Here is a 17690-nt window from a genome sequence, read left to right as displayed (position 1 = left end):
AAGGCCGGCCGGGGTCAGCGGCAGTCTGCGCAGGTGCCGAAGATCTCGATGGTGTGACTGACCTCGGAGTATCCGTACTTGGCGGCCACCTCGGCCGCCCACGCCTCGACCTCGTGGTCGCCGACTTCGATGGTGGAGCCGCAGCTGCGGCACACCAGATGGTGGTGGTGATGTTCGGAGCACCGGCGATAGACCGACTCGCCGGTGTCGGTGCGCAGGGTGTCGACCATGCCCGCCGCGGCCATCGACTGCAGCGTGCGGTAGACGGTGGTCAGGCCGATGTTCTCACCGCGACGCCGTAGTTCGTCGTGCAGTTCCTGGGCTGAGCGGAACTCGTCGAGTGTTTCCAGCAGCGTGGAGATGGCCGCCCGCTGACGGGTGGAACGGACGGTGGTCCCTTCGCTTGAGGTCATGGCGCGTCCTCACCCGCGTGGGCCACCGCGTCGACCACGATGTGGGCCAGGTGATGGTCGGCAAGCCGGTACATCACTTCGCGGCCGGACCGCTCTCCGGAGACCACTCCGGCCGCCTTGAGAATCTTCAAGTGCTGACTCACCAACGGCTGGGGCACTCCGAGCGCGTCGACCAGCTCGTGCACGCAGCGCTGGGATTCGCGCAACTGCAACACGATCGCGATGCGCACCGGCGCGGCCAGCGCACGCAGCAATTCACCGGCGGCGTCGAGAATCTCGCGCGGAGGTGGCGTCGGATATGCGGGGTGCGCGGCGACACCGTCAGCGCTGTGCTCGTGATGACCGGCCAGTTCGTCATCAGCGGCAGGGGCAGAACCCGTTCGGGGCGATGTCACCGTGTGGAGTCACCACCTTTGGACGTTCGAGGCATTCGGGCCGATTCGCAGGAGCCGGTGAAGCCAGCCCCGGCTGCCTCCACTGTCACATGCATGATGATGCATGTCAAAGACCGGACGTCGATCGCTACCATGACGGATGATTTGCGGGAAGCGGTCGTCGTTGCCCGTGTCTGCCGAGTCCTCCGAAGGGAGCGCACACCCCCGTGGCGTCCGTAATCGAGACCGTAGTCAACCTGGCCAAGCGGCGCGGCTTCGTCTTCCCGTCGGGTGAGATCTACGGGGGCACCAAGTCGGCCTGGGATTACGGCCCGCTGGGTGTGGAACTCAAGGAGAACATCAAGAGGCAGTGGTGGCGCTCGGTCGTCACCGGTCGCGACGACGTCGTCGGGCTGGATTCGTCGATCATCCTGCCGCGCGAGGTGTGGGTGGCCTCCGGTCACGTCGAGGTCTTCCACGACCCTCTGGTCGAGTGCCTGAATTGCCACAAGCGGCATCGTCAGGACCACATGCAAGAAGCCTATGCGGCCAAAAAGGGCGGCGATCCCGATGCGGTGCCGATGTCCGAGATCGTGTGCCCGGACTGCGGGACCAAAGGCCAGTGGACCGAACCGCGCGAATTCAACATGATGCTCAAGACCCACCTCGGTCCCATCGAGACCGAAGAAGGGCTGCACTATCTGCGTCCGGAAACCGCGCAGGGGATCTTCGTCAACTTCGCCAACGTCATGACGACTTCCCGCAAGAAACCGCCGTTCGGCATCGGGCAGATCGGCAAGAGCTTCCGCAACGAGATCACCCCGGGAAACTTCATCTTCCGCACCCGCGAGTTCGAGCAGATGGAGATGGAGTTCTTCGTCGAGCCGTCCACCGCCAAGGAGTGGCACCAGTACTGGATCGACACCCGGCGCCAGTGGTACGTCGACCTCGGCATCGATCCGGAGAACCTGCGGCTTTACGAGCACCCCAAGGAGAAGTTGTCGCACTACTCCGACCGCACCGTCGACATCGAGTACAAATTCGGTTTCCAGGGCAACCCGTGGGGTGAGCTGGAAGGCGTCGCGAACCGTACGGACTTCGACTTGTCGACGCACAGCAAGCATTCCGGAACCGAGTTGTCGTTCTTCGACCAGGCCACCGACACTCGCTACACGCCTTATGTCATCGAGCCTGCGGCGGGCCTGACCCGGTCGTTCATGGCGTTCCTGATCGACGCGTACACCGAGGACGAGGCGCCCAACGCCAAGGGCGGCGTGGACAAGCGTGCCGTGCTGCGACTGGACCCCCGGTTGGCGCCGGTGAAGGCGGCGGTGCTGCCGCTGTCCCGGCACGCCGACTTGAGCCCGAAGGCCCGCGACCTGGCCGCCGAGCTGCGCCAATGCTGGAACATCGACTTCGACGACGCCGGAGCGATCGGCCGGCGCTACCGTCGCCAGGACGAGATCGGCACGCCCTACTGCGTGACCGTGGACTTCGACTCGCTCGAGGACAACGCCGTCACGGTGCGCGAACGCGACGCCATGACGCAGGAGCGGGTGGGGATCGACAATGTCGCCGACTATCTGGCGGTGCGCCTCAAGGGCGGTTGACGGCAGTTCTGTTGGTTCACCTGAGCCCGCGGAAAGCAGCCTAAACGCCAACATCTTCAATTCCTCTACTGTGATGTAGGGAGTTCCAGATATTGCGCCTCCAGGAATTTCAGCGCCCGCAGCGTGAACTTCGGCAGCACGAAAACCAGCTTCGGTAATTCCGGGAATGGCCAGAGTGGATTTCGCAATCCCGGCTGTATGAATTCCGGGTTCACCCACGGGGGCGGTGTCAACACCGACTCGGGTAAAGCGGGGAAACACCAATATCCGCGCCGTCAAACGCCGGCGAGCTCAACACCGAATCTTTCCGTGGGGCGGCCCCGACCGGGCCTGCCTCGGGTTTGTCCAGGGTCGGGACCGGGGGCTCCGGACTCGCCCATACCGTACCTGCCCGCAGCCGCAGACTGGTTGACAGAACTTGGAATTCGGTTGACCGCGGCTCCGTCAACCCTAACGCTGCGGCGGCGCTGAATGGCAGACCCGAGCATCCTCGACACCCACCACTGGAGCGCGGGAATCCGCGACGCGGCAAGCGCCCGGGCGCACTTCTTCATGTCGGGCACCACGAGGCCGGATTTTTGGCTTTCGTAAACCGGAAGTTCGAGATGGCTCATTCCCGGTAACGGAAGGCCGGCAATTTTTGAAAGGGTTGCGCCAACAGCCCCGACCACCGTCTTTGAATGGCAATTCAAGGCTTCATCGCCGGTGCCGCGCCGGGTTATTCTGCGGCGGGGCTGTCGAATTGGTGGACACACGGCTGGACAGATGTCCGGTCGCGCACAGGTGAGCTCGGCCTTATCAAATTCATCGAGGAAATTTTGGCGAAACTACAGACTTTTACTGTGATGTGGCTTACGATCCGCCGATGGGCTGTTCGCGTTGCGGGCTGCCCGTGACTAGTCGGATCGGTTGGCTGGGGTTGGGGTTGCGATGATTTGGGATTTTGCGTGGTTGCCGCCGGAGATCAACTCAATGCGGATTTTCGCCGGTGCCGGGCCGGGGTCGCTGCACGCGGCGGCGTCGGCCTGGGACGGTTTGGCGGCGGATCTGGCCGCGTCGGCGTCGTCGTTCAATGCGGTGATCGTGGGTCTGACCAGCGGGCCGTGGGCGGGACCGGCATCGACGGCGATGGCGGCCGCGGCGTTGCCGTACGTGGACTGGATGACGGCGGCGGCCGGCCAGGCGGACGCGGCGGCGAGCTTGGCGCGCACGGCGGCGTCGGCGTTCGAGGGGGCGTTGACCGCGACGGTGCACCCGGCCCTGGTGGAGGCCAACCGCACGTCGCTTTCGACGTTGATCGCCACGAACTTCCTGGGGCTGAACACGCCGGCCATCTTCGCCAACGAGTTCGACTACGTGGAGATGTGGGCCCAGGACGTGGCCGCGATGCTCGGCTACCACGGTGGCGCGACGGCGGTGGCCGAGAGCCTGACCCCGTTCGCCACTCCGCCGTTTGATCTGGCCGGCCTAGCGGCCAACGTCGGCGCGCAGGTCACCGGACTGGCAACCACCACGTCGGCCGCCATCAGCCCGATGGTGGAGGGTGTGGTGGCCGCGGGTGCCGGTTTGGCAACGGGAGCGCAGGCACTCGCGGCGGGATTGCCGATCCAGACGTTGTCGTCAGTGGCTCAGCTGGGCGCCATGCCCGCCAGCATGCTGATCGGACCGCTGATGCAAGCGGGACAATCCGCCACCAGCACGGCCGGTCTGGCCGGTGCTACGGCGGCCGCCGATCTCGCAGACGTCCCGAAGTTCGTCGGCGACATCGCACCCGCGGCAAAGGGCCTCGGTGGTGCCGCGCTCGGCGGCGCGGGAATGGCGGGCGACCTGGGCAAGGCGCACCTGGTGGGCGCGATGTCGGTGCCGCCGACCTGGCAGGGCTCGGTTCCCAAGGGGATGGGCAGCTCGGCCATGGCCGGCCTGGGTGCGATGCCGAATCCGGCAGCGATGGCACAGGCCGCGGGAGGCGGTGGCATGCCGATGATGCCGATGCCGATGGGCATGGGCGGCGGTGGCGGAGGCATGCCCGGCGGCATGATGGGCCGCGGCGGCGCGAGCCCCCATGTGCTGCAAAACCGGCCCAGTGTGATCCCGCGGACCGGCGTCGGATAACAGCCGGATTTGTCGGCTTCGACTTAAATTTATTTGCGCAAAAGGGTGGACGCGTGAGCGAATCTCACGGCGGCCAGGAAGGTTTTTCCCGGTGACGATCAATTATCAGTTCGGTGACGTCGACGCCCATGGCGCGTTGATCCGCGCACAGGCCGCCAACTTGGAGGCCGAGCACCAGTCCATCGTTCGCGATGTGCTGGCTGCCGGTGACTTCTGGGGCGGCGCCGGTTCGGTGGCTTGCCAGGAGTTCATCGCCCAGTTGGGCCGCAACTTCCAGGTGATCTACGAGCAGGCCAACGCCCACGGCCAGAAGGTCCAGAGCGCCGGCAGCAACATGGCCCAGACCGACAGCGCCGTCGGCTCCAGCTGGGCCTGACCTACCGACGACCGGACATTATTGGTGTCCGGGGCCGGTCAGAAAGCGAATACACTGAGCAAGTAACTAAGTCGACTTCGTTCGCGAATGCCGAATGTAGCCAGTTTGGCCAAAGGCCAGACTGCTGCGGTGGATTGTTTTACGATCCATATGGGCGGGGTCGCAGGTTGGGTAGCAGTGATGGTTGATGCAGGGATGGAGCCGTTGAGGCGGCTGGCTGATTTGGGGATGCGATGATTTTGGACTTTGCGTGGCTGCCGCCGGAGATCAACTCTCTGCGGATTTTCAGCGGTGCCGGACCGGGTCCGCTGCACGCTGCGGCGGCTGCCTGGGACAGTTTGGCGGCGGATCTGGCCGCGTCGGCGTCCTCGTTCAATGCGGTGATTGTGGGTCTTACCGGTGGACCGTGGGCCGGCCCGGCGTCGGCGGCGATGGCGGCCGCGGCGTTGCCGTATGTGGACTGGATGTCGGCTGCGGCCGGTCAGGCGGACGCGGCGGCGCTGCAGGCGCGTGCGGCGGCGTCGGCTTTTGAGGGCGCGTTAACCGCGACGGTGCACCCGGCGGTGGTGGAAGCCAACCGGATTTCGCTGATGACATTGATCGCGACGAATTTCCTGGGGCTGAACACGCCGGCCATCTTCGCCAACGAGTTCGACTACGTGGAGATGTGGGCGCAGGATGTTGCCGCGATGCTCGGCTACCACGGTGGAGCGACGGCGGTGGCCGAGAGCCTGACCCCGTTCGCCATGCCGCCGATGGATCTGGCCGGCCTGGCGGCCAACGTCGGTGCTCAGTTCACCGGCCTGGCGACCACGGCGTCAGCCGCGGTGAGCCCCGCGATGCAAGGCGTGATGGCGGCGGCTCCCGGGATGGTGGCAGGTGTGCAGTCGGCGGCCGCGGCTTTACCGATCCAGTCGATCTCTTCGGTGGCACAGCTGGGCGCCATGCCTGCCAGCATGTTGATCGGCCCGCTGATGCAGGCCGGTACGTCGGCTTCCAGCACGGCCGGACTGGCCGGTGCGTCGACGGCCGCCGGACTGGTGGACGCACCCAAGTTCGTCGGTGACGTCAATCCGATGAAGGGCCTGGGCGCCGGTGGGGCTGCTCTCGGTGGCGGGATGTCGGCCGGTCTCGGCAACGCCCGCTTGGTGGGTTCGATGTCGGTGCCGCCGACCTGGCAGGGTTCGGTGCCCAAGGGAATGGCCACCGGCGCGATGTCGGGGCTGGGTGCCAACGCCGCCGAGATGGCGCAAGCGGCGGGAGCCGCGGGCATGGGCGCCGGCGGCGGCATGCCGATGATGCCGATGCCGATGGGCGCCGGCGGTGCCGGCGGCGGCATGCCCGGCGGCATGATGGGCCGTGGCGGCGCCAGCCCGCATGTGGTGCAGAACCGGCCGAGCGTGATCCCGCGGACCGGCGTCGGATAAGCCGGATGATCGTAGGCGCGGGTGACGCAGGGGGTTTGCGTCGCCCGCGCTTTTCATTGCGGCACCTGGTCCGCCGCGGCGACCGTTGGCAGAGATCGTCAGTCATCAGGAATTCGCCGACCACGGCAAATCCGACCTTCCCACACGCGTCCCCGGCGGCGCCGGCTTCGCATATTTCGGTGGTTCCCGATGGGAACAGCGATATGAGAATTGCATTCCTGAAAAATTGATCAGGAATATCGCATTCAGTAAATGTTCTCGGCAGCCTCTTCTATCGATTCGCATGAAAAAGGGGCCAGTGCCCGAATGTTCGCTCGTCGGTTGCGGCCGACAGGCCGGCACGTTGAACGGCGACCGGTACGAAGTCGCCGGGGCTTCACCGGGGCACGTGGCATGACGCGGTCGCCGCCGGCGTCACGAGTCACCGTGCCGCGTCCGGTTTGCAGCAGGTCATCACACCGTGCCGCAGGTGGCGCGACAGCCGGTCAGAAAGCCTTGCGTTCAGCCGCCGGCGGATGCAAGAAGGTGCGGTGTGACGGGGTGGCAACACCGCCGCGGTAGCCCCCGTTGAACCTCGATCGGCTGCGCTCGGGCGGCTCCCGACGGCTTCGGGTCAGCCGGATATGAAGTCGACGAGCCCCGGTATCGCGGGATCGACCCTGCTGGTGCGGGCGCAGGCACCGATAGGGCCCTCTAACGACGGTGAAATCTTGGATTTCGCTCCTATTTGTTGCCGGATTGGCTTACGATTCAGGTGCTCGGTGGTGTGTACTTACACCTGGAGCAAGAAGATGAGATCGGCACTGAAAGGGGACAGGCGTGCTTTTGCCTCTTGGTCCGCCCTTGCCGCCCGATTCTGTGGCGGCAAAACGGGGCGAGTCGGGCATGCTAGGCGGACTATCGGTTCCGCTGAGTTGGGGCACGGCCGTTCCACCAGACGACTACGACCATTGGGCGAAGGAGTCTGAATCAGGTGTCGAGGACGTCGTCGTGGTGCCAGGTGCGGTCGATCCGGAACCGATCGAACCGGCCAACGACGAGTGGGATGAATGGGCGGAGTGGAAACAGTGGGAAGCGGAAAACGCCGAACCACGTTTCGAGATGCCACGCGGAAGCAGCGTGGTCCCGCATTCGCCGGCAGCCGGATGAGAGAAAGGGAAAGACTGTCGATGTTTACGGGTGATTAGCGGATCCGGAAAGTCCGGGCCCGGTGATCACATCAATCAAACTGGTTGAGTTTTTAGCAACACATCCACGAACCCAAAGGAGATAGCCAAGATGGCAACTCGTTTTATGACCGACCCGCACGCTATGCGGGCCATGGCGGGCCGTTTCGAGACGCACGCCCAGACCGTTGAGGACGAGGCCCGTCGTATGTGGGCGTCCTCGCAGAACATCGCCGGCGCCGGCTGGAGCGGTATGGCTCAGGCGACCTCGCTGGACACGATGGGCCAGATGAACCAGGCCTTCCGCAACATTGTGAACATGCTGCACGGAGTGCGTGACGGACTTATCCGCGACGCGAACAACTACGAGCAGCAAGAGCAGGCTTCGCAGCAGATCCTCAGCAGCTAGCCCGATGGCGGCGAAAGCCGCTGCAGCTTAAAAACTTTCACAAACTAAGGAGACCAGTTCAATGACCATTAACTACCAGTTCGGTGACGTCGACGCGCACGGCGCGTTGATCCGCGCACAGGCCGCCAACTTGGAGGCCGAGCACCAGTCCATCGTTCGCGATGTCCTGGCTGCCGGTGACTTCTGGGGCGGCGCCGGTTCGGTGGCTTGCCAGGAGTTCATCGCCCAGTTGGGCCGTAACTTCCAGGTGATCTACGAGCAGGCCAACGCTCACGGCCAGAAGGTCCAGAGCGCCGGCAACAACATGGCGCAGACCGACAGCGCCGTCGGGTCCAGCTGGGCCTGATACAAGTTCTCGGTTCGCGGCGGCGCATCGGGCCGTAACCCGGTGCGCCCGTCGTGGGCCAGCTGAACTGAGCAAGGCTGCGCACGCCTACCTGCGGGTGGGCGTGCGCAGTTTTTTGTTTTCGTGGGGTCCTCCGCCGCGGGTGCACTGCCCGTGGGGTGCGCCGGTTCGCGATGCCGGGCTCAGAACCGCCCGCCGCCGCCCATGAAGCCGCCGCCCGACGACCCACCCGACGAACTGGAAGACCCGCCGAACGACGTCGGGCTCCAGCCGCTGAAACCACCTCGCAGGCCCCCGCTGAGCAGATCGCCGATGATGATGCCGCCCAGCATGGCGCCGGTGTTGCCGTCGCCGCGACGGGCGTAGGCCCGCTGCGCCGCCTGGACATCGGCGTTGGCCAGTGACTGGGCCTGCGCGGCCAGCGTCGAAGCCCCGTTGGCGTAGGCGATGGCCTCCGGCAGATTGGCCGACTTGCGGGCGTGTGCGGCTTCGAGTTGGCGTTTGGCCTCGGCCAATCGGGTCCGGGCTTCGGGTCCGATGCTGCCGCGGCGGGTGTCGATGTACTCGGATACCGCGTGAACCCGCGATTCGGCGGTGAACAGCGCCTGCTCGAACGACCGCCGGAGTCGTTCGGCGTTCGCCTGCTCCTGCGCGACCAGGGTCAGCATCTGGTTGAGCTCCGCGTCGGCCTTGGACAACCGCGCGAAGGCACCCAGCGGGTCGGCGGTGCCGCGACCGCCGCCAGAGTTGTCCAGCGCCCGGGCAGCCGCGTCGCGTGCGGCGATGAGTTCGCCGGTGTGCGCGGACTTGTTGCCCTGGGTCTGCTGTAGCTGCTCGTTGGCGCGCTTGATCGCCGCTTGAATGTCGGCCAGCACCGACGGCAGGTTCGCCACGGCCTGCCGGATGTCGCCGGCTGCGCTGTCGACCGCGTCGAGCAGGGATCGGGCCTGCCCGAGGGCGGATTCGGCGGCACGCACCGCATCCACCAAACGGCTCTGCTGCCCGCTGACGGCGTGGTCGGCCAGTTCCCGCGCCACCCCGATGTTGCGGTCGGCGAACTCCAGCCGCTCCTTGGCGGTGGCCACGTTGGCCGATACCGGAGTCAACGCGGCGACGCCGAATTCGCTGTGCAGTTCGGCCAGCCGCCGCTCGCCCGGGTCGATCCGGGCGGTCAGCTCGACGTACTGCTGGGTCAACGCGTCTAGCCGAGACGGGGCGTTGATCACCAGATCGCGCAACTGCTCGAACGCCTCGGTCTGAGACTCCAGTTCGCGGTCGGCGCCCGCGGCCGAGACGATCACCCGGGTGAGCAGCTCCCGACGCTGCGCCGGCGTTTCAGGCGTGCTGTCGTCGAGTTGTTGGCGCACCGTGAAAGCTTGTGCCAGAGCAGCTTTCGCGTTGTTCACGGCTTGGGTGAAAGGCGCGGTCCGCTCTTCGCCGAACTCGTCGATGGCCAGCGCGAGTTCGTTGGCGCTGGTGCGTACCGCGTTGTCGACCTCCACCACCTTCGTCCGGGACAGGTCGTCGAGGATGTCCAGCGGAACCGCGGCCAGTGCCGTCGCGTCGGTGGGATCCACCCGGCGGGCCGCGGCCACCGCGTTGGCGCGCCGCCGACGCGCGCGCCGGCGCATGACGAGAAGCAGAACGAGCAGCGCGACGACGATGACGCCGAGCGCGCCGAGCAGCACGTAACGACTCGTCGAACTGGTCGTCTGATTGAGTCCCTGCGCGGCGGCGATCGCCGCGGCACCCCATTGGGCGTTCCGCAGTGCGGGTTCGATCTGGTTGTGCCGCAGGTTGTCGACCTGATTGGGGGTGACACCCCGCATGTCGTTGGGCACCAGGAAGGAGTACGCCCGACCGGTGGTGGACACCGCCAGCAGCGCGTCGTAGTTGCCCAGTTCGCTGGTTCGGAAGGTGCGCTGGCCCCAGTTCTCGGCGCTCTGGCCGGAGAAGTTGTCGACATATACCACCCAGAGCCGGATGTGCCGGTCGGCGTAGAGCTTGTCGACCGCGGCCGTGACGGCCGCGCGATCCGCGTCGCCGAGGACCCCCGCGTTGTCGGTGAGGTATTCCGACAACCGGAACGGCGGCTGCGCGCCGGCGGGGGGCGCCATCAGTAGCCCCCCGCCCAGCCCCACCGTCACCATCGTCAGGAACACGCCGATCAGGCGAGCAATGCGCATACCGCTAATTAAACGTGGGCGGGCCCCGATCCAGCGACCGGCCTGTGCGCCCGGGATATCAGGTCGGGCCGCCGCCGCTGGCGCCTAGGGTGCGCTGCATGTCACCCTTCATGGCCACCAGCTGCGCATTCCAGTACCCCCAGGCGTGCTGCCCACTGCCGTCGATGTTGAAGGTGGCGTTGTGGCCGCCGGCGCCGTTATATGCGTTCTTGAAGTCGACGTTGCTCTGCAGCACCACCTGCTCGATGATCTGGCCCGGCAAGTTGCCGCCGCCGCCGCCCAATTCCGACGGTGTGCCGTTGCCGCTGTAGATCCACAGGCGGGTGTTGTTTCCCGCCAGCCGGCCGGCCTGGACGGTCGGGTCGTGGCGCTGCCAGCCCGGTCCGCCGGACGGTCCCCACATGTCTTCGGGGTTGTAGCCGCCTTCGTCGTTCATCGCCAGCTTGATCAGGGTGGGCCCGTTCCCGCTGGAGGGAGTCAGGTAGGCCGATAATGCGCTCGCATAAGCGAACTGGCCGGGGTGGTAGGCCGCCAGGATCAACGCCGACGATCCCGACATCGACACACCGACCACGGCGTTGCGGGTGGAACGGACGCCCTTGCCGGCCAGGAAGCTAGGCAACTCGCTGGTCAGGAACGTCTCCCACTTGTAGGTGGCGCCGTTGGCCGACCCGTACCAGTCCGCATAGAAGCTGGAGCGCCCGCCGACCGGCATGACCACCGACATGCCCGACCCCTGGTACTCGTCGAAGGCGTTCGTCTCGATGTCCCAGCCGTTGCGGTCATCGCGCGCCCGCAGGCCGTCCAGCAGATACACCGCCGGTGCACCGCCCTGCTGGAACTCCACGGTGATGTTGTGTCCCATCGCCGCGGAGGGAACCTGCAGGAATTCGGGCGCCGCCGCTCGCGCGGTCGGTTCGGCGCCGGTGACACCGAGCAGACCGGGCAGTGCCGCGGCCGCGACCGCGGCGGCGGTCAGTCGACGCATCCAGGGTTTCTTCTGTTCGTGCTTGCGAATGTCGTATTCCCGCTTGGGCTTTGGTTGTTCCTGCACGGTGACTCCTGTTATCGGCTGGGACGTTCGTCTGGCGGGCTCGCCGCGGGTGCTCTCGCCAGCCGAACTGAATAGCGGGACGAGCCGCTCGGCCCGACCGTCTGCTGCAACCCTGGATCCGACCCAGTGACCCGTTTGGTACCCATAACCAGCGGGTCTAACCGCCGGCGGCACTGCACACACCCGCCGGGTTCGCCCTGGCAGACTGTGGGTCGGTGAGTACCGATCAACACGACCCCTACGACGACTTCGACCGCGCGCGGCGGGTACTCGAAGCGCCGAAAACCGCGGGTCTGCCGGGTACCGAGGGACAGCACCGGACCGACTTCGCGCGCGATCGCGCGCGGGTGCTGCACAGCGCCGCGCTGCGCCGCCTGGCGGACAAGACGCAGGTCGTCGGGCCCCGCGAAGGCGACACTCCCCGCACCCGGCTGACCCATTCGCTCGAAGTGGCCCAGATCGGGCGCGGCATGGCGATCCCGCTGGGTTGCGACCTGGACCTTGTCGAGTTGGCCGGCCTGGCCCATGACATCGGCCATCCGCCCTACGGGCACAACGGCGAGCGGGCGCTCAACGAGGTCGCCGCCGAGTACGGCGGGTTCGAGGGCAACGCGCAGAACTTCCGTATCCTCACCAGTCTCGAGCCCAAAGTGCTTGACGCACAAGGTCGCAGCGCCGGTTTGAACCTGACGCGTGCCGCTTTGGACGCGGTCACGAAATACCCGTGGGAGCGGACGGTAGGGGCGCGCAAATTCGGTTTCTACGACGACGACCGCGCCGCGGCCGACTGGGTCCGCCAGGGTGCCCCCGCGGGCCGGACCTGCCTGGAAGCCCAAGTAATGGACTGGGCCGACGACGTCGCCTATTCGGTGCACGACGTCGAGGACGGCGTCGTCTCCGAACGGATCGACCTGCGCGTGCTGGCCGACGAGAACGAGGCGGCAGAGCTGGCCAAGCTGGGGGAGAGCGAGTTTCCGCGGCTCCGGGCCGACGATCTGATCCAGGCCGCGCAGCGGCTCTCGGGACTGCCGGTGGTCGCCTCGGTCGGCAAGTACGACGCAACCCTGACGGCCGCGGTCGCGCTCAAGCGGCTGACCAGTGAGCTGGTCGGCCGGTTCGCGACCGCGGCGATCGCGACCACCCGCGCGACGTCCGGCCCGCGTCCGCTGGTGCGCTACCAGGCCGACCTGCAGGTGCCGGACATGGTGCGCGCCGAGGTCGCGCTGCTCAAGATCCTGGCCCTGCAGTTCATCATGTCCGACCCGCGCCATCTGGAAACCCAGGCCCAACAGCGCGAACGCATCCATCAGGTGGCGCAGTGGCTGCAAGCCGGCGCCCCGCACACCCTCGATCCGGTATTCGCCGCGGCCTTCAACGCCGCCGCCGACGACGGTGCGCGCCTGCGCGTCATCGTCGATCAGATCGCGTCGTACACCGAGGGGCGGCTGGAACGTATCGACGCCGGCCAACTCGGCGGACCCACGGCCTAGACTGAGCCCGTGGCCGGCCGGATCTCTGATCGCGATATCGCCGCCATCCGTGAAATGGCCCGTATCGAGGACGTTGTCGGCGACTACGTGCAGCTGCGCAGCGCCGGTGCGAACTCGCTCAAGGGACTGTGTCCGTTTCACAACGAGAAGTCACCGTCATTCCACGTGCGGCCGCTGAACCATCAGTTCCACTGCTTCGGTTGCGGCGAGGGCGGCGACGTGTACGCCTTTATTCAGAAGATCGAACACGCGAGCTTCGTCGAGGCCGTCGAAATGCTGGCCGACCGGGTCGGCTACACCATCACCTACACCGGTCCGGCCACCAGCGTGCAGCGCGACCGCGGCAGCCGCAGCCGGCTGATCGCGGCCAACGCCGCCGCCGCCGAGTTCTATGCGCAGGCGCTGCAGTCCGATGAGGCGGCCCCGGCCCGCAAGTATCTGACCGATCGCAGTTTCGACGCCGAGGCCGCCCGCCGGTTCGGCTGCGGCTTCGCGCCCTCGGGCTGGGAGACGCTGACAAAGCACTTGCAGCGCAAGGGTTTTGAATTCAAGGAGCTGGAAGCGGCCGGCCTGTCCCGGGAGGGCCGCCGCGGCCCGATGGACCGGTTTCACCGGCGGCTGTTGTGGCCCATCCGCACCGCCTCGGGTGAGGTGATCGGGTTCGGGGCGCGACGCTTGTTCGACGACGACCCGATGGAAGCCAAGTACGTCAACACCCCCGAGACGCTGCTGTACAAGAAGTCGCAGGTGATGTTCGGGATCGACCTGGCCAAGCGCGACATCGCCAAGGGCCACCAGGCCGTGGTCGTCGAGGGATACACCGACGTGATGGCGATGCACATGGCGGGCGTCACCACCGCGGTCGCGTCCTGCGGCACGGCGTTCGGTGACGACCACCTGGCCATGCTGCGCCGGCTGATGATGGACGACAGCTTCTTCCGCGGTGAGCTGATCTACGTCTTCGACGGCGACGAGGCCGGCAAGGCCGCCGCGCTCAAGGCTTTCGGCGGTGAACAGAACCTGGCCGGGCAGTCGTTCGTGGCGGTGGCGCCCGACGGCATGGACCCGTGCGACCTGCGGCTGAAATCCGGCGACGGCGCGCTGCGCGACCTGGTGGCGCGGCGAACCCCGTTGTTCGAGTTCGCGATTCGCACCGCGCTCGGCGAATTGGACCTGGACAGCGCCGAAGGCCGGGTGGCCGCACTGCGTCGCTGTGTGCCGATGGTGGGTCAGATCAAAGACTCGACGCTGCGCGACGAGTACGCGCGTCAGCTGGCCGGCTGGGTCGGCTGGGACGACGTCGCCCAGGTCGTCGACCGGGTGCGCAGCCAGGCCAAGAAGTCGCCGGGCACCGGACCGGCCGGCGCCGCCACCAGGACCTCACGCCGCGCCGCCCAGCCGCCCACTCAGACGGCGCCTGACGCGGCCGGGGCCACGCCCGGCGCTGCTCGTCCCGACCCGCGTGACCCGACGCTGTGGCCGCAGCGTGAGGCCCTCAAATCGGCGCTGCAGTTCCCGGCGCTGGCCGGGCCGGTGTTCGACACCCTGACCGTCGAGAGCTTCACCCACCCCGGTTACGCCGCCGTGCGGGCCGCCATCGAGGCGGCCGGGGGCACCTCGGCCGGGGTCAGCGGGGCGCAATGGCTGGACATGGTGCGCCAGCAGACCAATTCGGCGCTCACCGCCGGACTGGTCAGCGAGTTGGGGGTGGACAGCATCAACGCCGAAGACGAACAGCTGCCCCGGTACATCTCCGGGGTGCTGGCCCGGCTGCAAGAGGTGTGGATGGGCCGCCAGATCGCCGAGGTGAAGTCCAAGCTGCAACGCATGTCGCCGATCGAGCAGGGCGACGAGTACCACGCGCTGTTCGGCGACCTGGTCGCGATGGAGGCCTACCGGCGCAGCCTGCTGGAACAGGCCAGCGGCAACGATCTCACCGCCTGAGTCAGCGCGCGGCGTTCACCGGCGGCTGGACCGCATCGACGGCGTCATCGTCCAATACGGCGCCGCGGGCCCTGTGCTCCATGACGGCCGTCTGGCTGTCGATCTCGGCCAACGTCACGAAGCCCGTGTCGGGGGAGATCCGGTTGGCGATCTTGCGGCGTCCGCCCTCGATCATCGATCTGGCGACTGGACTGCCGGTGAGCGCGCGGTAAGTGCCGGCGATCTGCTCATAACGGCGACGCCCGGCCTTGGTGCCCAGCACGTAGCCCACGCCCAACACGGCGACATACCCGATCAAAGCGATCCCTCCGAGAAGAAGTGCGTTCGTTCCATCCTGCCCTATCCGTCCGGAAAGTGGCGCGCCCGATCTGCGCGGGGGCCCGAAATGGTTCAGCTGGTGCCGGTTGGCTGCGGCCGCAGCCAGTACGCTAGAGTCGTCCCGCGGTCAGCACCAGCGTTCGCTGGACTGATAGTCCCCTGTAGCTCAACTGGCAGAGCATTCGGCTGTTAACCGAAGGGTTGAAGGTTCGAGTCCTTCCGGGGGAGCCTGGTCAGAGCGTGGTTTACGCATCTCCGTGCAACATATGTGTGAGATTGGCCCTATGAGTCGTGACAGCGGTCGGACATAGCGTGCAGCCTTTCCGGCTAATCCTCAGAGCTGGCCAAATTCTGGGGCGCAGCCCGTCTTCGCGCGATACTTGGAGTGCGACCCGGTAGCGCTAACTGTTGTAGAACCGCTTCTGGTCCGCTCGCTAGGCTTCCGCGCAAGATCCCGCGTCAAGATTGATCCGTTGGCAGGGTCGTCCGGCAAACTTCGAAACCTGGCACGGGCGGGCTGCGCCTTCGGCTACGCTGCCCGACATGCGAGGTACTGCCGTCGCCAGGTACGCCGCCACCACGATGTTGCCGCCTAGCTCAGCCAGCCGATGACCGACGACAAAAGAATCGTCCTTTGTTCGCATTGTGCAGCGAAGTTAAGGGTCCCGGCAGATGGCACACAAAAGCGTTTCAAGTGCGCCAAGTGCGGCGAACACACGACCATCCAGCTCGGGTTAGCACTCGCGAATAACGCGACGGCCAAGGATCCCGACGACAGTGTCGTCTCATCGATGGCAATGGAACTTGGCGGTAGCAAGAAACGGGTTGTGATTGCTTCCGTCATAGCGCTAATCGTCCTTGTCACGATCGCGATCGGCGTTTTCTGGAAGAAAGACCACGACACGCAATTGCGCAACGAAGCGAGTGCAGCGTCATCTTCAAAGGCCGCGGCTGCCAAAGCCGCCGCGGACGCCCAGGCGGCAGATCAGGCTCGACGTGATGCCGATGCCAAGCGTGCCAAGCGTGCCCTAGCTGTCATGGATATAGAGGTGTCGATCAAGACGATGGCGCAAAAGCATGTTGCCGACGGATTGTTCGACGGCCCAGTGTTGTCGGTATCGTGTTCCCCCGTCGGAGGTGGATCAACTGACGACCTGACCGCGAAGACGACCGTGTTCGACTGCTTCGTCGCGACCAAGAACAACGGTGACGGCACATCAACCGGCAGAAAATATCACGCCACCATGAACTGGGACACCGAGAATTACACGTACGGCTACGGACCTGCGCGGTGACGGCTCACCCGGCGGACTTCCATTTTCCGCAGCCGTTGGTCATGAACACCAGGCGGTGATCGCTGTTAATCATGCGGTTTTTGCGCAGGCAGCCTATCGGACAATGCCGTCCCGGTGGTTCGAGTCCTTCCGGGGGAGCCCCACGGTCTGGTGATCGGTCGTCACAGCCATCTGTTGACCGGGCGCCGCTTGGCAGCGGCGTCGTCCACCGCCAGGAACTCCTCGCCCCATTCCCGCTGGGCGCCCTGCTCCGCTGCCGCGCCGGCCGGCTGGGCGTTGGCGTGCCGGCCGGCCAGATTGACCAGCGCTCCGGCCATGGCGAACAGCGGAACCTGCTGTCGTTCACTGGCGCTCAGCAGCTCACGGAACGCCGTCTGGGTGCTGCAGCGGCGCCAACCGACCAAGATCCCCACGGCCATGTCGATCGCCCGGGTGGTCTGGGATTCGTCGCTGTGAGCCTCGCTCATGTCTGCACGTCCTGTCGTTGAAGGAGTCAGCTAAAACGTTGCGGTGCAACGTTTTAGCAATCTCGCTGAATTGCCGTCAGGTGATCGGCAGACAACAACGCGGCAAATGGGCCCCCGGCATGATTCCACCATAGGCCATCCGGATCGCGGTGGGCCTATTTCGGTGCGTATGGCTCACAACAGATTTTACTCTTGTCAAATCTGTTGTAGCGCTTGAAGATTCGCCGATCAGGCGGCGGTCACCCGCCGGAACCGGGCGACCAGGGGGTAGATCTGGCAACCCAGGCAGATGCCGAACGCGGCATTGAGGAAGGCGGCGAACAGGGCAAAGGCGGTCGCGACCACGCCGACCAGCTGCAGCCCGGCCGCGAAACCCAGCACCCCGATGACGGCGAAAATCAGCCCGACCAGCTGGGCGAATTTGAGCGGCGCCACCGGCTCGCGCTCACTGACCGGACCCAGCCGCGGGGCCACCAGCTTGGCGTAGAGCAAGCCGTAGGGACTGTTGCGCGGCCCGCGCACCGCGCTGATCGCGAAGACCACGGCCTGCGCGGCCAGGGTCACGGCCGCCGCGGGACAGCTGATCACCGACACCGCCAGCGTCACCACCAGCACCGTGGTGGTGATCCACGCCGCGAAACGCGGACCCCGGACGTCTACTTGGCTGATATCGGATGACATCAACTGCTCCTTTCGCTGAAAC

The 17690-nt window shown here is 66.2% G+C and carries 18 protein-coding genes and 1 tRNA gene; 12 read left to right on the top strand and 7 right to left on the bottom strand.

Annotated elements, in window-relative coordinates:
- Positions 1 to 14: 14 nt before the first annotated feature.
- Positions 15 to 413 (bottom strand): Fur family transcriptional regulator, encoded by a 399-nt coding sequence (locus tag C0J29_RS20470; RefSeq protein ID WP_065042568.1) that lies wholly within the window; start codon positions 411 to 413, stop codon positions 15 to 17.
- Positions 410 to 808: an ArsR/SmtB family transcription factor gene (locus C0J29_RS20465; protein ID WP_120793398.1), complete on the bottom strand. Its 399-nt coding sequence runs from the start codon at positions 806 to 808 to the stop codon at positions 410 to 412. The genes C0J29_RS20470 and C0J29_RS20465 overlap by 4 nt, the downstream gene beginning before the upstream one ends.
- A gap of 173 nt (positions 809 to 981) precedes the next feature.
- Here C0J29_RS20465 and C0J29_RS20460 point away from each other — a divergent pair, with 173 nt between their 5' ends.
- The 8 genes from C0J29_RS20460 to C0J29_RS20430 all read left to right on the top strand — a co-directional run bounded on the left by C0J29_RS20460 (position 982) and on the right by C0J29_RS20430 (position 8233).
- The gene (locus tag C0J29_RS20460; protein WP_174814909.1) at positions 982 to 2397 is read left to right on the top strand and encodes a glycine--tRNA ligase; all 1416 of its coding nucleotides are present in this window, start codon (positions 982 to 984) and stop codon (positions 2395 to 2397) included.
- Between the two features lie 680 nt (positions 2398 to 3077).
- Positions 3078 to 3293, top strand: coding sequence for a hypothetical protein (locus C0J29_RS32925; RefSeq protein WP_162951521.1), 216 nt, complete (start codon positions 3078 to 3080; stop codon positions 3291 to 3293).
- Positions 3294 to 3327: 34 nt separating this feature from the next.
- Positions 3328 to 4509, top strand: coding sequence for a PPE family protein (locus tag C0J29_RS20455; RefSeq protein ID WP_065166014.1), 1182 nt, complete (start codon positions 3328 to 3330; stop codon positions 4507 to 4509).
- 91 nt (positions 4510 to 4600) lie between these two features.
- Positions 4601 to 4885, top strand: coding sequence for a WXG100 family type VII secretion target (locus C0J29_RS20450; RefSeq protein ID WP_065166013.1), 285 nt, complete (start codon positions 4601 to 4603; stop codon positions 4883 to 4885).
- Positions 4886 to 5118: 233 nt separating this feature from the next.
- A complete protein-coding gene (locus C0J29_RS20445; protein WP_065044351.1) occupies positions 5119 to 6312 on the top strand; it encodes a PPE family protein in 1194 nt (397 codons plus the stop codon).
- Positions 6313 to 7131: 819 nt separating this feature from the next.
- A complete protein-coding gene (locus C0J29_RS20440) occupies positions 7132 to 7461 on the top strand; it encodes a hypothetical protein (RefSeq protein ID WP_082977931.1) in 330 nt (109 codons plus the stop codon).
- Positions 7462 to 7590: 129 nt separating this feature from the next.
- Entirely contained in the window at positions 7591 to 7887 is a 297-nt protein-coding gene (locus C0J29_RS20435) for a WXG100 family type VII secretion target (RefSeq protein WP_055581774.1), read from the top strand.
- 61 nt (positions 7888 to 7948) lie between these two features.
- Positions 7949 to 8233 (top strand): WXG100 family type VII secretion target, encoded by a 285-nt coding sequence (locus tag C0J29_RS20430; protein WP_065049602.1) that lies wholly within the window; start codon positions 7949 to 7951, stop codon positions 8231 to 8233.
- A gap of 182 nt (positions 8234 to 8415) precedes the next feature.
- Here the strand turns inward: C0J29_RS20430 and C0J29_RS20425 are convergent, their stop codons facing one another.
- Both C0J29_RS20425 and C0J29_RS20420 read right to left on the bottom strand, forming a co-directional pair.
- Positions 8416 to 10419: a TPM domain-containing protein gene (locus C0J29_RS20425; RefSeq protein WP_120793397.1), complete on the bottom strand. Its 2004-nt coding sequence runs from the start codon at positions 10417 to 10419 to the stop codon at positions 8416 to 8418.
- A gap of 58 nt (positions 10420 to 10477) precedes the next feature.
- Positions 10478 to 11407: an esterase family protein gene (locus tag C0J29_RS20420; RefSeq protein WP_065163261.1), complete on the bottom strand. Its 930-nt coding sequence runs from the start codon at positions 11405 to 11407 to the stop codon at positions 10478 to 10480.
- A 281-nt stretch (positions 11408 to 11688) separates the two neighbouring features.
- Between C0J29_RS20420 and C0J29_RS20415 the strand changes: the two genes are divergently transcribed.
- Positions 11689 to 12963 (top strand): deoxyguanosinetriphosphate triphosphohydrolase, encoded by a 1275-nt coding sequence (locus tag C0J29_RS20415; RefSeq protein WP_120793396.1) that lies wholly within the window; start codon positions 11689 to 11691, stop codon positions 12961 to 12963.
- A gap of 9 nt (positions 12964 to 12972) precedes the next feature.
- A complete protein-coding gene (dnaG, locus tag C0J29_RS20410) occupies positions 12973 to 14907 on the top strand; it encodes a DNA primase (protein ID WP_120793395.1) in 1935 nt (644 codons plus the stop codon).
- Position 14908: 1 nt separating this feature from the next.
- On the opposite strand, the gene C0J29_RS20405 is transcribed toward dnaG, so the two are convergent.
- On the bottom strand, positions 14909 to 15205 hold the full coding sequence (locus tag C0J29_RS20405; protein WP_065163252.1) for a hypothetical protein: 297 nt from the start codon (positions 15203 to 15205) through the stop codon (positions 14909 to 14911).
- A gap of 175 nt (positions 15206 to 15380) precedes the next feature.
- Between C0J29_RS20405 and C0J29_RS20400 the strand changes: the two genes are divergently transcribed.
- Positions 15381 to 15453 (top strand) — tRNA-Asn (locus C0J29_RS20400).
- A 380-nt stretch (positions 15454 to 15833) separates the two neighbouring features.
- Positions 15834 to 16520: a zinc ribbon domain-containing protein gene (locus C0J29_RS20395; RefSeq protein WP_162951520.1), complete on the top strand. Its 687-nt coding sequence runs from the start codon at positions 15834 to 15836 to the stop codon at positions 16518 to 16520.
- Positions 16521 to 16681: 161 nt separating this feature from the next.
- On the opposite strand, the gene C0J29_RS20390 is transcribed toward C0J29_RS20395, so the two are convergent.
- Together C0J29_RS20390 and C0J29_RS20385 are read right to left on the bottom strand one after the other, a co-directional pair.
- Positions 16682 to 16987, bottom strand: coding sequence for an ANTAR domain-containing protein (locus tag C0J29_RS20390; RefSeq protein ID WP_120793393.1), 306 nt, complete (start codon positions 16985 to 16987; stop codon positions 16682 to 16684).
- 228 nt (positions 16988 to 17215) lie between these two features.
- Positions 17216 to 17668 carry a DUF4395 domain-containing protein gene (locus C0J29_RS20385; protein ID WP_120793392.1) on the bottom strand — a complete coding sequence of 151 codons (453 nt, stop codon included), beginning with the start codon at positions 17666 to 17668 and terminating at the stop codon, positions 17216 to 17218.
- Positions 17669 to 17690 lie beyond the last annotated feature (22 nt).

It is taken from the genome of Mycobacterium paragordonae, assembly GCF_003614435.1.
GTDB lineage: Bacteria > Actinomycetota > Actinomycetes > Mycobacteriales > Mycobacteriaceae > Mycobacterium > Mycobacterium paragordonae.
The sequence above is the reverse complement of the archived record's forward strand: the minus strand, read 5'-3'. Positions and strand labels throughout refer to the sequence as shown.